General features: G+C 34.7%; 16 protein-coding genes. 5 read left to right on the top strand and 11 right to left on the bottom strand.

Annotated features, from left to right (window positions below; all coding sequences use genetic code 11):
- Positions 1-31: 31 nt before the first annotated feature.
- A complete protein-coding gene (gene queC, locus AC3OCB_RS11155; RefSeq protein WP_498342608.1) occupies positions 32-1,426 on the top strand; it encodes a 7-cyano-7-deazaguanine synthase QueC in 1,395 nt (464 codons plus the stop codon).
- On the opposite strand, the gene sul7s is transcribed toward queC, so the two are convergent.
- Complete coding sequence (gene sul7s, locus AC3OCB_RS11150) at positions 1,414-1,599, bottom strand: winged-helix single-stranded DNA-binding protein Sul7s (RefSeq protein WP_498342607.1); 186 nt, start codon at positions 1,597-1,599, stop codon at positions 1,414-1,416. The two genes, queC and sul7s, sit on opposite strands and share 13 nt — an antisense overlap.
- A gap of 32 nt (positions 1,600-1,631) precedes the next feature.
- Between sul7s and AC3OCB_RS11145 the strand changes: the two genes are divergently transcribed.
- From AC3OCB_RS11145 to AC3OCB_RS11135, 3 genes are all read left to right on the top strand, one after another.
- On the top strand, positions 1,632-2,057 hold the full coding sequence (locus tag AC3OCB_RS11145) for a hypothetical protein (RefSeq protein WP_498342605.1): 426 nt from the start codon (positions 1,632-1,634) through the stop codon (positions 2,055-2,057).
- Positions 2,058-2,061: 4 nt separating this feature from the next.
- Positions 2,062-2,538, top strand: coding sequence for an AAA-associated domain-containing protein (locus tag AC3OCB_RS11140; protein WP_498342604.1), 477 nt, complete (start codon positions 2,062-2,064; stop codon positions 2,536-2,538).
- A gap of 62 nt (positions 2,539-2,600) precedes the next feature.
- The gene (locus AC3OCB_RS11135; protein WP_498342602.1) at positions 2,601-3,344 is read left to right on the top strand and encodes a VIT1/CCC1 transporter family protein; all 744 of its coding nucleotides are present in this window, start codon (positions 2,601-2,603) and stop codon (positions 3,342-3,344) included.
- On the opposite strand, the gene AC3OCB_RS11130 is transcribed toward AC3OCB_RS11135, so the two are convergent.
- The 3 genes from AC3OCB_RS11130 to AC3OCB_RS11120 form a co-directional block, all read right to left on the bottom strand.
- Entirely contained in the window at positions 3,341-4,264 is a 924-nt protein-coding gene (locus AC3OCB_RS11130; protein ID WP_498342601.1) for an MBL fold metallo-hydrolase, read from the bottom strand. The genes AC3OCB_RS11135 and AC3OCB_RS11130 overlap by 4 nt on opposite strands.
- A gap of 13 nt (positions 4,265-4,277) precedes the next feature.
- Positions 4,278-4,526 (bottom strand): hypothetical protein, encoded by a 249-nt coding sequence (locus tag AC3OCB_RS11125; protein WP_498342600.1) that lies wholly within the window; start codon positions 4,524-4,526, stop codon positions 4,278-4,280.
- A 118-nt stretch (positions 4,527-4,644) separates the two neighbouring features.
- Positions 4,645-5,706, bottom strand: coding sequence for an aminopeptidase P family protein (locus tag AC3OCB_RS11120; RefSeq protein ID WP_498342599.1), 1,062 nt, complete (start codon positions 5,704-5,706; stop codon positions 4,645-4,647).
- Between the two features lie 36 nt (positions 5,707-5,742).
- Between AC3OCB_RS11120 and AC3OCB_RS11115 the strand changes: the two genes are divergently transcribed.
- Positions 5,743-6,732 carry a histone deacetylase family protein gene (locus AC3OCB_RS11115; protein WP_498342598.1) on the top strand — a complete coding sequence of 330 codons (990 nt, stop codon included), beginning with the start codon at positions 5,743-5,745 and terminating at the stop codon, positions 6,730-6,732.
- On the opposite strand, the gene AC3OCB_RS11110 is transcribed toward AC3OCB_RS11115, so the two are convergent.
- The 7 genes from AC3OCB_RS11110 to AC3OCB_RS11080 all read right to left on the bottom strand — a co-directional run bounded on the left by AC3OCB_RS11110 (position 6,729) and on the right by AC3OCB_RS11080 (position 13,077).
- On the bottom strand, positions 6,729-7,562 hold the full coding sequence (locus AC3OCB_RS11110) for a zinc ribbon domain-containing protein (RefSeq protein ID WP_498342597.1): 834 nt from the start codon (positions 7,560-7,562) through the stop codon (positions 6,729-6,731). The genes AC3OCB_RS11115 and AC3OCB_RS11110 overlap by 4 nt on opposite strands.
- Positions 7,563-7,594: 32 nt before the next feature.
- Positions 7,595-8,314 (bottom strand): class II glutamine amidotransferase, encoded by a 720-nt coding sequence (locus tag AC3OCB_RS11105; protein ID WP_498342595.1) that lies wholly within the window; start codon positions 8,312-8,314, stop codon positions 7,595-7,597.
- Positions 8,307-9,005, bottom strand: a complete 699-nt coding sequence (locus tag AC3OCB_RS11100; RefSeq protein WP_498342593.1) for an MBL fold metallo-hydrolase — start codon at positions 9,003-9,005, stop codon at positions 8,307-8,309. The genes AC3OCB_RS11105 and AC3OCB_RS11100 overlap by 8 nt, the downstream gene beginning before the upstream one ends.
- A gap of 93 nt (positions 9,006-9,098) precedes the next feature.
- Positions 9,099-9,968 (bottom strand): PfkB family carbohydrate kinase, encoded by an 870-nt coding sequence (locus AC3OCB_RS11095; protein WP_498342592.1) that lies wholly within the window; start codon positions 9,966-9,968, stop codon positions 9,099-9,101.
- Positions 9,965-11,173, bottom strand: a complete 1,209-nt coding sequence (gene thiD / locus AC3OCB_RS11090; RefSeq protein ID WP_498342591.1) for a bifunctional hydroxymethylpyrimidine kinase/phosphomethylpyrimidine kinase — start codon at positions 11,171-11,173, stop codon at positions 9,965-9,967. The genes AC3OCB_RS11095 and thiD overlap by 4 nt, the downstream gene beginning before the upstream one ends.
- 108 nt (positions 11,174-11,281) lie before the next feature.
- Complete coding sequence (cas4, locus tag AC3OCB_RS11085) at positions 11,282-11,902, bottom strand: CRISPR-associated protein Cas4 (protein WP_498342590.1); 621 nt, start codon at positions 11,900-11,902, stop codon at positions 11,282-11,284.
- Positions 11,899-13,077 (bottom strand): glycosyltransferase family 2 protein, encoded by a 1,179-nt coding sequence (locus AC3OCB_RS11080; protein WP_498342589.1) that lies wholly within the window; start codon positions 13,075-13,077, stop codon positions 11,899-11,901. Before AC3OCB_RS11080 ends, cas4 begins: the two co-directional genes overlap by 4 nt.
- Positions 13,078-13,466: the final 389 nt, after the last annotated feature.

Genomic DNA, 13,466 nt, shown 5'->3' with positions numbered 1-13,466 from the left:
AATTTAATTTTTACTAACACGAGATCCAGTTGTGTGTAGTGTATCTGGAGTATTAATATTAAAGCCTGAGAATTATGAGAAGATAGAGAGAAAATTCATTGAGATATTGAAGAGAGCTGAAGATAGAGGAAGAGACAGCTTCGGTGTAATAGTAATTGAAAAAGACGGCTCAACTAAAAGAGTAAAGTCACTGGGTAAACCATCAACACAAGAAGAGAAACTGTACGGTATACTCAATGAAAACTCAAGAGTGATTATAGCTAATAATAGAGCTGAACCAACTACAGAATATGTCAATAAGAAAAGTGAGGATGACATTCAGCCCTTTGAAGGGGAGAGATTCATCCTTACCCATAATGGACTAATAGCTAACGATAAAGAGCTAGAAACTAGGTTTCATATTACTAGAAAGACTAAAATTGATAGTGCTGTTGTACCACTAATTCTCGATAAGTATTGGAAAGGAGATTTAGAGGGGCTAAGAGATTTACTTAATGAAATAAAGGGTAGCTTTGCGTTTGTGATAGGAGATAAGAAAAGACCCGACAGAATATATATTGCCCAAAATTTTAAACCCGTGTACATGATGTTTAATAAAGAGCTAGGAGCAATATTCTTTACTTCTCTTGATGAATACTTCAATGCATCAGCTTTTGATTCTGTAACAAAGTTAGACCCTTATTCTATTGTTGAAGTAACTAATAGCTTGGAAATTAACAAGATCGATCTGTTGAAAAGAGAAGAGAGAAAAAAGAAAGTTCTAGTTATAGCGAGTGGAGGATTGGACTCAACAGTCGCTGCCACATATTTGCTTAAAAAAGGTTATGAGATTACACTTCTTCACTTTAATTATCATCATAAGGCAGAGGAAAAGGAGAGAGAAGCTGTAAAAAAGATATCTGAATACTTACAAGTTCCTCTGGTAGAGATTAATACTGATTTATTCAAAATTATTGGTCATGCGACATTATTAAAAGGTGGTGGTAATATAGTTAAGGAAAGACAAGGAGAAGAGGGTGCTGAGTTCGCCCATGAGTGGGTACCTGCAAGGAATTTGATATTCTTCTCTGTAGCTTTGGCACTTGCTGAAGCTTATGGTTATGATGCTATTGCCTCTGGAATAAACCTTGAGGAAGCTGGTGCTTACCCAGATAATGAAATGGAATTTGTTAGACTGTTTCAAAAGCTCTCTCCTTATGCTACTGGGCCTAACAAAAGAGTTGACGTATTAATGCCAGTGGGCAATTTAGTTAAACATGAGATTGTCAAGTTGGGAGTTGAAATTGGGGCTCCTTTGCATTTAACATGGAGCTGTTATGAAGGTGGCGAAAAGCATTGTGGTAAATGCGGACCTTGTTATATGAGAAAGATGGCTTTCAGAATTAATGGATTAAAAGATCCAGTGGAATATGATTATCCTTGGTAATAGAAATAACGTCCTTTTCTAATTACTTTGTTTTCTTTCATTAACTGTACTAACGCAGAATTTACTTCTGATGCAGGATAATTAATATATTTTATTAGATCACTAAACGTTATCCATTCTCTTTCTTTCAATATCTTTTCAACCATACTTTTTACATCATTACTTCCATCCATGCTCTTTTACTCTCTTTCATTCCAAATAAATTTTGTGCATAATTGAAGAAGGAATAAGGATATATACTGAAATGTATAATTATTACTACAAGATGAAACTATATATTCCCTTGATAGGCTCTGCTATAAGCTTAGGAATTGGTGGTATTTTACTTCTTCATGTTGTACCTTTTTTTATTTCTTTAGGTACTCTGGTGGCAATATTGTTATTTCTGTTTTCTGCGTTTCTCGTAAGCAAAAATTATAAAGCTGGAGAATATTTAGGTTTACTCCTATCAGTTTTGGCAATATTGGCTTCAGCCACATCAGCTACACACGATAACTCCTTATTAAAATTTGGAACTTCTTTGTATATTTCAGTTTTGGATGTTTTAATGGTTTTAGGATTCTATATATTTCCAATTCTTTATATTGTACTTTTTGCAAAAAAGTTAAAAAGGAGTATGACATATAAGTAAAGTAATGCAAACACAAGTTCCTATACTCTCACCCGAGGCAAGAGTTGCAGACTTACTAGGTTTATTTACAGTACTACAAAATAGTTTTGGGGGAAAGACCGACATATATTTATTAGAAAAAGAACTAGAGGTAGATTTAGATGACTTCATGCCCATAGTTTATGCTGCTAGCGCTTTGGGATTTATAACCATAGATGATGGGGACATTATAATAACTGATAAAGGAATGGAATTTTTAAGAGGTAACATAAGAAAGAGGAAAGAGTTACTAAAGGAATCATTACATAAATTAGAACCCTTTGCTACTGCGAAAGAATTAGGAAGATTCAAGTTAGAGGATTTAATGAAACTCCTAGAGGAAAAAGGAGTCACCGCTTATTCAGGTCCATCAGGTTATCATGACTTACAAATAATCTTGGCTGAATGGGGAGTGTATTCCGGTTTCTTAAAAATGGAAGATGATGAATACGTTGTAACTTAAATCTACTTACGATTTTTCGTAATCCAAGAAGGGTTTTTAAAATTCATGGTAAACATTAGATTATGGAAAAACAAAACATTGACGAGCCTGTAATACATTATACTCATGAAGCTGATGTATTTAGAACAAGAGTTTTTGGAATGCAAGATGGGTTAATAGGAGTTGGAGCTATAGCCCTTGGTGCAGCAGGTTATTCGGACGACCCTTTGCTTGTCTTAGTTACTGGTCTAATAGCAACAATCGCTCAAGCTTTTTCGATGGGAATAGGTGAATATATATCTACTAGAGTTAGAAATCAAATAATAAACAATGAAATAAAAAAGGAAAGATATGAAATAGATAAGTACCCAGAAAAAGAAAAGGAGGAATTAAAGCAATTCTACTTAAGTAAGGGTTTACCAGAAGAAGAAGCAGAAGAAATATCAAGAAGATTGATGAAAAATAAGGATATAGTTCTTCATGAAATGATGATTCATGAGCTTAAGTTATTCCCAGAAGAATTTGAAAATCCAGTTAAACTTGGCTTCATCATGTCAGTATACTTAATAGTTGGTGGCACTATTCCACTAATCCCGTTTATATTGTCATTATTCGTGAGAATTCCTTTCATATCAGCAGTCATCGCGTCTATAGTTCTTGTATTAGCTACCCTAGGAGTTTTTGGTGCCATGACAACTAAGTATACTGGGCTAAGCAAATGGAGGGGATCTTTCGAACAAATCGGTACTGGTTTGTTAGCTTTAGTGGGAAGCTACATAGGAGGTATGATTATAGGCTATTTCTTGCCAGTACATGTTGCTATTTAGTCGCCAGCACTAAGAAGTTGTGCCAATCCTCTAGGTATTTTAGCTGGTTTATTTTCTTTTTTGAATAGCTCTCTTCTATGAGCCTCTAGCAAGTTTGGTTCCTCTCCTAAATACTCAGCAGCTGATATCACCCTGCAACCGCTGTCTTTTGCGATTTCTTTTACTGGCTTTAGTACATTCTCATTGTTTAAATCTCTTAACACGTGATGATCTACAATCGCAAATTCTAATCCGTTCTTTACCATGGTCTCCATGTTCTTTATAGCTTTGTCTAATTCTTCTTCCGACAATGCTCTGCCGAGTAAATAACTTAAAGGTCCGTCAATTATTAGGTAATTTGGTTTAACTTTTAGTGTAAATTCAAGATGCTGATCCTTTGGAGCTCCTTCAATATCTGAAGTAAATATTACTGTCCCATCTTGATCATTTATCCCGACTTGAACTACATAGCCTAATCTTTCATCAGCTCCATGCGGTACAGCATTTGAAAAGAATAATTTTGTTGACCCAAATTTAAACTCTTTTCTGTCAGCAATTTCCAATTGCTTAGGTTTATCTTTTATAGCTCTTAGGAATCTTGGAGCCCTCCTATATTTTTGGCTATTATTTATGTTATTTACTGGGTCTTTGATGAACACTATCTTGTCCTTATATATATCTGTAGGAAGTATATACCCTGGGTCATGATGATCATAATGATAATGCGTTATAACTATTATATCAACATCTTTTGCAATGTCGTTTATTTTCTTAGCTAACTCTGTTAACTTATCAACCTCTAACTGATGTGGAGGCAAACCATATCTTCTAGGTGCTAATGAAACTGCCGGATCGACTAGTATTCTTACATCTTTAGTTTCTATTAGAGTTGCTTGTGATCTTACACCTAGGCTTTCAAAAGCTAATGGTGTGATTTTCATGTCTCATAAATTATTACAGTCTTATACTATTAATATCTAGTATTGTTTCTCTCAAGCGTCTTTTGAATTCCTCAAGGTCTTGATAAGCCATTCTAAGGCCGTAGTTTGTTCCCCTTTTCTCCATGTATTTTCCAATTCCATATAATGTTAGCCCAGTTATTGTAGTTACATGGAATGGGTCATCAAGTCCAAAAGCCACGAATTTCCCAACAGCTTGTATAGTCCTCCCTCTAGGTTCATAATCACCTAAAATTTCTTTCATATTAAATAAATTCTATGGGAAATGATTTAAGGGATTACCCGATATATTATGGTATTCTACCTTCTTATGATCTTGAAAGAATACTCTGTTTCGAACTATGTTTATAGAAAATTAACGTTCAAATTACAAATATCTCATCTTTTTTGAGGTTGTTTATCACGATTCCTTTTTTATTTACATATACCATATCCTCTATCCTTATTCCAAATTTCCCTGGTAAATAGATTCCGGGTTCTATTGTGAAAATCATGTTCTTTTCTAATTTTCTTTTATAGTAAGGTGCTATATAAGGATCTTCATGAACATCAATTCCTATACCATGACCAGTTCTGTGAATGAAGTATTCTCCATATCCGTAGGAAGAAATCGTTTGCCTTGCAGTTTTATCTACATCACAAGCCATAATTCCCTCGTATATGCTATCTTCTGCTTTCTGTTGAGCTTCTTTTACAATTTCATAGATTTTATTTACTTCCCCTGATGGTTTACCTAGGCTAACAACTCTTGTCGTATCAGTAGAGTAGCCTTTATACTTAACACCGAAATCAAAGATTATTACATCTCCCTCTTTAATTTCCCTATTTGTAGATCTCAGGTGTGGCATGGAAGTATTTGGCCCTGAGGTTACTATTGGTTCAAAAGAGACCCCTTCAGCCCCGTTGTTGATAAATTCATCAACTAATATTTTTGCTACTTTCCTCTCGGTAAAACCAGTTTTAATTTGAGAAATAGTGTTTAAGAACGATTTTTCTGCTATTTCAACACCCTTTTTCATTATATCTATTTCATCGTCACTTTTTATTATCCTAAGCTCTTTCATAATTTCGCTACCTTTAATAAGTTGTGAAGGTGAAAAATAGTTTATAATATCTATTGTGAAAGAAGACCATAGCATATCATCTATTGCAATTGCCTTTCCTTTTTCTAAACTTAATTTTTTATAAGGATTTTCATCGTCATTATAGGCAATAACTGGGAAATTAAGTTTTGAGAGTTGTTCCTCATAAAGTTTTGGGGCTATGAAATAAGCGTTCCAGTTGTCAACAACGAAAAATAAAGGTCTTTCCATTTGTTCCTCAAGGAAACCCGTTAGGTAAAACATATTGCTTCCGGGCCCAAGAATTATGTAATCGATCTTCTTTGTTCGCAAGAATTCTCTTAACTTCTCTAATCTTCCCATATATACGCTTTTAACCTAAAGCAATATATAACTTCTGTGGCTTTAGTACCTCTCGTCTACTCGGATAAATACTTATTACACGAAACTAAAAGGTATCACGCGGAGAATCCAGATAGGCTAAAAGGGTTAATTGACGAACTTAAAGATCATAAAATAATTCCTCCTATAAGAGTGGTTGAAGAAGATGCAAAACTTATTCATGACGAAGATTATATAAAACTAGTTAAGTTGACTAGCGAGAAAGAAGAGTGGTTAGACCATGACACTTATACTAACAAGTATACTTGGGAAACAGCACTTTATGCGTTAGGCGGATCGTTAAAAGCATTTGAAAACAATGGGTTTGCCCTAGTTAGACCGCCTGGACATCACGCTGGTAAAAATGGTAGAGCTTTTAATGCCCCTACATTAGGTTTTTGCATTTTTAACAATGTCGCTTTTCCAATTAGAAAGTATAACCTTAAACGCGTGATTATAATTGACTTTGATGTTCATTATGGTAATGGAACCCAAGAAATATTTTGGAATGACCCAGAGGTTGTCCATATCGATATACATCAAGATCCTAGAACTCTTTATCCCGGTACAGGTTACCCAGATATGATTGGAGGAAAAGATGCCGAAGGAACAAAGATAAACCTAATTATTCCGCCATTGGGCGGAGACGATTTATATGAGGAGTTAATCCCAATAATTCAGTCTATAATAGATGATTTTAAGCCAGTAGTTATTGCTTATTCAGCAGGTTTTGATGGTTTTGAAGGGGATGGTATTGCAAGTCTACGAGCAACTGAATGGACTTATTACAACATGGGTTTAATCTCTTCCAAATTTGAAAGGAAATACTCTGTTTTAGAAGGAGGATATACGATAGGGCTAAAAAGAGGGGTTAAAGCTTTTCTTCAAGGGCTAGAAGGGGAATTTATGAATTATAAAAAGAATTTATCTTCAGATTCAGTAAAGAGTAGATTCAAAGACTATCTGTCTCAAGAGAAAAAGATACTAAGAGATTACTGGAAGATTTAGCATGTGTAATAACACTTTAAAGCTAAATTAACAGCGGCGTTAAAGTCTCTATCCGCTTTATATCCACATGCTGGACATACAAACAGTGGGCCTAACACTTCACCTTTTTTGAATCCACAGTTAGAGCACACTTTACTCGTATTATAAGGATCAATGAGTCTGTATCTAATCCCCCTAGAATAAAGCTGTTGTTGTAGCTCAATCTCAATATTCCTTAACGTGTTTCCTACTTTATTTTCAAATATTCTTAGATCTTCTAGTGCAACTATTTTGGGGTTTAAATCTTCTATGAATTTTACCACGTCACTTATTGTTCTTTTTACCTTTGCCCTTACATTTTTTATTTCAGTCACTCCTTGTGGTTCTCCCAAAATCTTTATCATTTCATCAGTAATTAGCTCCTTTCCCCAGAATTTAGCTTTCCATATTTTTCCATTCCTTACTGCTACAACAGTTATCAAATGCCTTACTCCTATGTCAACTCCTACGATAGACTTAGGCTTTTCGTAAGCCAAGTATACTTTAACGTTGTTTGTGAAATCAATTATTGCATAGTTAGGTATTTCTGATCTTTCGCTTTTAACAATGGCATCTATCCCTTTTAGTTTATATGGATTATTTCCAAGTATTTCAATGGGTCCATATTTTATTTCGCTTGACGATAAAGCTAGATAATACAGCTCTCTGGGAACATTTTGAGGTGGAGGCCCAACATCATGTCCAGACATTTTTAGAATTTTTGAGTATTCTCTTATGTATTGTACTTCTTTGTAAAGTTCTCTCAATTTTCCATAATCTATTATCTTTGCCTCAACTAATTCTTCTGCCATAAATATATACTCGAATAATTTATTTAAATGTTTTAACCAGACATATCACTAATCATTCCGAAGCTTAATTCTTGAGTTTTTTTACCTAGATAATATGCTATGGTTGAAGAAAAGATATAATCTTCATATCTATACATTCTATAATATTCCTCAATTTCCTTCATTCTATTCTTGTTATAATAATACCCTACGTAGATTTTAGGTCCTTCTGGGGTGTTAAAGGTGAGTAAGGCAGAATTAAGACTAGATGCATAGGTAGCTAGGTTTTGAATCGTCTCTAAGTAAGCTATCTTAAAATCATTTATCTCTTGGTATTTCCTTATTATTTCTTGAAAGAAAAGATAACTGTCTGTTGAAGGATAAGTCGAATTACTGAAAGCTTTTCTGTTAACGGAACCATTATGAACAAAGTATACATCATGCGTTGCTAACCTATGATAATAAGGATGGTTGTGTCTCACTCCTAAAAGAAATGTCTTGCCAGCTTTTCTCGCATGGAATATTGCGTGAATTTCTTCTCCCTTTAATAGGCTTACGTAGTTAAAGAACATTTCATCTTCATAAATTGGTTCATGGGTCTTGTAAAATAGAACTCTCCATTTTCCATTCCTTAAAATAAAGGCTGTAAAACCCCAACCATCTGAATGTGAACCATATTTAAAGTATACATCATTTTTGCTAGCGTCTAGGAAGGCTTTTAAAACAGATAAATCTGGCTCCCCCTTAGCTTTAAACGCTAAGATTCTACACATTTATAGTCATACCATCAAAAGCTAGATTATAACCTTTTGCCATTCTTTTAATTTCTTCTTCTATCTGAGACGGTATGTGAGTTATAATTAGCCTCTTGTTATTGAAGGTGTTTATTACTTTTGGTACTGGGGTGTGACCATACTGTTCACAGCCTTGAATACAACTACCTTCATGAATTATCAGATCCGCGTCTTTACTCTCCTTTAGTATTGGTTCACAAGGTTCTGATGTGTCTCCGGTGTATATTATTTTCTTCTTCCCATCTGTTATTACATAACTTACTGCATATATGCTATGACAAGCTTCAACAGAGTAAATCTCCAAGTCTCCAATTTTAGCTTTAGGCAATTCATTTTCATTAACTATTGCAGAAATGTTGTTCCCCGCTTCTTTGTAAGATGTCAAAAGTTTTGAAAAACCTGAAGGAGAGTAAATTATAATTTCCGGCATTCTCATGACTTTCCTTTGAACTAAATGGTCAAACACTCCGCTTACGTGGTCAATATGAAGATGAGTTATAAATATAGCTGAAAAATCTAAGAGATTAAAATCCTCAAGCTTAAAATTTGCACCAGTGCCTAGATCAAGAAGGATCGACGTTCCTTCATCACTCTTTAAGTAGATTGATGCCTTCACTCTCTTTGAACTAAAAGTAGCACCTGCTCCAGTTCCTATGAACGTGATTTTCATAAATCATCCCTCTCATTTATGTCTACTAAATCGTCGCAACAAAGTCCTATACATTCGTGTCCTTCTGCCTCTTCCTCCTCTTTTTTAGTTATTCTAATCTTCTTTTTCAATTAGACTTTTCACCTCCTCATAAGTTGGACCTAAAGCACCAATAATAGTTGTTGAATATGCTGCTACTTTGTTAGCTATTTTCACAGCAGTGATAATATCATACCCCTTTTCTAAATAAACTGCTAAAGATGCATTAAACACATCTCCAGCCCCCGTTGTATCAATAGGATTTACTTTAATTGTCGGGACTAATATTCTTTCATGCTTTGTAGCTATTAGTGCACCTTTCTCTCCTAAAGTAACTATTACTGCCTTTTTTACCTTTTTCAAAAGAGCTTGTAATCCGCTTTCGAAATCATCTGAATTAGTTAATTCCTTGAACTCAACTTCATTAGGAGTCAGAATATCGACATATTCAAGGAGAGTAATATCATTAAGTATAGCTGGTGCTGGGTTTAAAATTCTAATACCACTAAAGTCTTTAAATGCTTTCTTTACTACATTCTCGTTAACTTCGAGTTGAGATAAAAGTATATCACCAGCTAAGCTATTGTCCAAATCCTCCTCGTTCAGAAGAGCATTAGCACCTCTATTTACTACTATCATATTTTGTCCTTTAGAATTAACAATTATGTAAGCTGACCCTGTTACAGTATTCTTTATTTTTACATAAGCGGTATCAATTCCTTCATCTTCCCAAAATCTAATAGCGTTCTTTCCATACTCATCATTACCCACTCCAGCAATTATTCTTACCTTAGCTTTTAACCTAGCAGAAGATACTGCTTGATTTGATCCCTTACCGCCGTGATTAATATAGATCTCTTTTGCGAATACTGTCTCTCCTTCAGCTGGGAAATCATCAACTTTTAGAAGAAAATCTACGTTATAACTGCCTAAAACTGTTATCATCCTCTTATCCTCCTTAATTTAGTGATAACTTCATCAACAGAATTGCCTACCAAGTATACCACACCCTCACTCATGATTAAGTCACTGTTAACTCCACTCTCACTAATCTTCAATATTCCTTTCTCAGAGGCTTCTAGTAATGTCTTATTTAAAGACACTACTACGGCAACTCTCTTATTAAAACCTCTCAGTTTTTCTGTTATTGTGTTTTTTACGTTTATTAAAATCGGGCCATCTAGTTTTATCTTATCAAGGTATCTAATTATTCCCCCTGCTAGACTTGCGACGTCCTTGTAATCAGTTAAATAGGCTACATTGCTTTTCGTATTTTCATCAAGTACTTGGAGAATTAAACTTGGATCTTTTTCAAATTCCCAAAGTAATCTTTCTAACTCTTGCCTTGCATATTCCCTTTGAATGATTAAATCAACTGGAGCAAAAGGATCTACTGGACCATGACCCTTGCCAAGATCTAGAGAGTATTTTATTGCTTGTGTTACAAACTCCTTTGCTTTTATTATAGCGTTTTTCAGTTTTTCTCCTTTAGCCAGATACGCAGTTATTGCTGCAGAAAACACGTCACCACTTCCGTGGGTATTTTTTGTATTTATGTTTTCTCCCTTTAACTCAAACTCATCAGAATCAACTACGGCGTAATCAAGTCCGTTTAATGTCGAACCGCCTTTTACTACTACATTTACGCCGTAAGTTTGATAAATTTTCTTTGCTGATTGTCTTAAGTCTTCTACTGAGTTTATTTTCATTCCAGAAAGCTTTTCGGCTTCAAACTTATTCGGTGTCGTAATCAATGACACCTTCAACAATTCAAATAATGATGAGATTACATTCTTGTCAGTAACCAAAGGTGCACCAGATTTGGCAACCATAACAGGATCGAGAACAAGGTTTATTCCGTACTGAATCACTTTCTTTTTTACAGTTCCAATTATTTTGCTAGATGCAAGCATTCCGGTTTTAGCATAAGAAGGTTTTAAATCACCCATAACTGCGTCAAATTGGGCTTCAACAAATTCCGGAGGTACTTCTAATACTTTAGTAACTGAATAGGTATTTTGAGCTGTGAGACCAGTGACTATTACAGTGCCAAAGACTCCTAGTGCGGTAAAAGTCTTTAAGTCAGCCTGTAAACCTGCGCCTCCACCTGAGTCACTTCCAGCAATCGTCATTACTACTGGTCTGAGCATAAGATAAAAATAGAGAATTACTTTTTATTTCTTTAGAACCATTTTTAAGGGAACTCCTCAATCTAAAAGTCAAAGGTTAAAACATGGAAACCCTTTGTCGTAGAAAAATTATTTTTTGGATGGACAAACAGAAGAAAATACACAGTATTTACATTCCCAAGCGTATCTCGGTGTTTTGCTCATTTTTAAAGTCTCCTCTGCTAATTTTATAACACCTGCATCATCCAATGCCCCATTGACTGGGTACTCTGTTATCCTATCTGGTGTTATATACACAAGAAGTCCTTTCTTTATCCCCGTTATCCAAAGATAGATTTGAAGTTGTGCTTTATGATGTTCATGGGGCAAACCTTTATCAGCTCTAGCAGTTTTTATTTCAATAACCGTTTTTTCCCCGTCAATTTCAGCTACAGCATCAATTCTCCCTTTAATTTTTATTTGCTTATCATTTACAAGTATATCTTTTTCTACCTCTATTTCAGCTTGTGCGTTAGTGAAGTTATTTTTTATGAAATCTTCTAGTCCCGCATGTACGAAATCTCCCAGAATGGCGGCAGGCGTGAAAACTTCTGACATTGCTAGTTCCTTGTACACCATCTCATAATGATTTTTTAAAGGGCATCTTACAAGGTCAGTAACGTAAAGCGTGTTCTCTTCCTTTACATGAGATAAATATTCTTCAAGTTTTTTTCTAAGAACTTTTTCTACTATCATTTTGTCCACACTCATATTTCGTTTAATATTTTACCACTCCTTTCAGTTTTGACCCATATCTTAGGTCTTTTGGTTATCTCAAGGATTAAAGCAATTATGTTTAAAAGTATAACGAAATTCATGTAAGCTAATGAGAGTATCGAATAAGGAAACTCGATTAGGTGCTTTTTAGATATTACTACGGTAGTCAAGAAACTTGTAAATGAGGCTAAGGAGACAAAGGCAGTAGTAATTAAGAAAAGTGAGGTTGGATATATTAGAATTAAAGAATAGTTTACTAAATTCAATATCATGAATATAGGTGTAGCTACTATTAGTATGCCGTCAATAAGTCTAAAATCTATTTTACCTTTTTTTATCATTAAATTTACCTCAAAATGCCCCCTGTACCATCTCAATCTTTGTTTTATTAGCCAAGATAGACTTGTAGGTACTTCTCTCCAAGCAACTATTGAGGGAACATAAACTATTTTATAACCTTTTGAAGTTAGCTTTATGCTGAGATCAAGATCTTCTGTCAGATTGTACTCATTCCATCCTCCAACTTCATATAATGCAGATTTTCTCACAAATGTACAAGTACCTTCTAATGGTACGAATAGACCTAGTCTTGCTCTTCCAGATATTGAGTATTCGTAAAATAGTTCTTCAAGACTAGCAAACCTGGCAATTATACTTTCCTTTACGTTTATAGGTATCAGTTTTCCTTGAACTCCTGCAACTTGGTTATTAGAAAAAGCTGCAGAAGCATAACTCAATACATCTAACCGTGGTACCGTATCTGCATCGAAAACACCAATAATATCGTACTTAGCCTTCTTTAGCGCATAATTTAGTGCTCTACTCTTACCATTAGGAACTTTCGCTCGAGGTAATTGTATGCATTGAATTAAATCATTGTATAAAGATTCATAATTTTTACATACTTGATATGTATTATCTGTAGACCCGTCTTCTACTACCAAAACCTCGTATTTAGACTTATCATACTCTTGGTTAACCATTCTATCCAATAATCTCCCCAGCACTTTCTCCTCATTTTTTGCTGGTATAATTATAGAGAATGAGTGCTCTGAATGATCTTTATTATCTATTTTTTTCCATGTCACACCATATATAGCTAAAAACGAGTTATACACACTCCAAGATGACACTAAAATACTCAGAAATGCTATTAATTCATCTAACATTGTCTGACCTCCTTCCCGCCCTGAAGGACAAGGGTCCTTGTAGGTGGTTCATAGGTTTGGTGGTACATCTCTTTCCATTCACCACCAGGCTGGGTTTCCAGCCCATTACCCCTATCCCGTGAGGGACTCGGGGTTATATGGGATTGATCATTGGCATTAATAAAGTGCCTCAAGTGTGGGAGGCATAGTGTATAGAATAGTGTATAGATATGTGTATATACATATTTAGAGTAGCTTGAGGTTGACCTCCCACACATTAATCATCATCACTAAAAAGTAGTTAAAAGTCAAGCTCTATAAACTTTTTGTTAACATCAGCTTTGTAGAAATCCTTAGTAAAGTATTTTTTAGGGAGATTTTGCTGAATTTATGACTTACCGTGTTATGAC

It is taken from the genome of Sulfurisphaera sp. (assembly GCF_059755235.1).
This window is presented reverse-complemented; position numbering and strand designations above follow the sequence as displayed.

Excerpts from the sequence above, each read along its gene's own strand:
- sul7s (WP_498342607.1), bottom strand. The coding sequence starts at position 1,599 with ATGGATGGAAGTAATGATGTAAAAAGTATGGTTGAAAAGATATTGAAA.
- AC3OCB_RS11140 (WP_498342604.1), top strand. The coding sequence starts at position 2,062 with ATGCAAACACAAGTTCCTATACTCTCACCCGAGGCAAGAGTTGCAGAC.
- AC3OCB_RS11135 (WP_498342602.1), top strand. The coding sequence starts at position 2,601 with ATGGAAAAACAAAACATTGACGAGCCTGTAATACATTATACTCATGAA.
- AC3OCB_RS11130 (WP_498342601.1), bottom strand. The coding sequence starts at position 4,264 with ATGAAAATCACACCATTAGCTTTTGAAAGCCTAGGTGTAAGATCACAA.
- AC3OCB_RS11125 (WP_498342600.1), bottom strand. The coding sequence starts at position 4,526 with ATGAAAGAAATTTTAGGTGATTATGAACCTAGAGGGAGGACTATACAA.
- AC3OCB_RS11120 (WP_498342599.1), bottom strand. The coding sequence starts at position 5,706 with ATGGGAAGATTAGAGAAGTTAAGAGAATTCTTGCGAACAAAGAAGATC.
- AC3OCB_RS11110 (WP_498342597.1), bottom strand. The coding sequence starts at position 7,562 with ATGGCAGAAGAATTAGTTGAGGCAAAGATAATAGATTATGGAAAATTG.
- AC3OCB_RS11105 (WP_498342595.1), bottom strand. The coding sequence starts at position 8,314 with ATGTGTAGAATCTTAGCGTTTAAAGCTAAGGGGGAGCCAGATTTATCT.
- AC3OCB_RS11100 (WP_498342593.1), bottom strand. The coding sequence starts at position 9,005 with ATGAAAATCACGTTCATAGGAACTGGAGCAGGTGCTACTTTTAGTTCA.
- AC3OCB_RS11095 (WP_498342592.1), bottom strand. The coding sequence starts at position 9,968 with ATGATAACAGTTTTAGGCAGTTATAACGTAGATTTTCTTCTAAAAGTT.
- thiD (WP_498342591.1), bottom strand. The coding sequence starts at position 11,173 with ATGCTCAGACCAGTAGTAATGACGATTGCTGGAAGTGACTCAGGTGGA.
- cas4 (WP_498342590.1), bottom strand. The coding sequence starts at position 11,902 with ATGAGTGTGGACAAAATGATAGTAGAAAAAGTTCTTAGAAAAAAACTT.
- AC3OCB_RS11080 (WP_498342589.1), bottom strand. The coding sequence starts at position 13,077 with ATGTTAGATGAATTAATAGCATTTCTGAGTATTTTAGTGTCATCTTGG.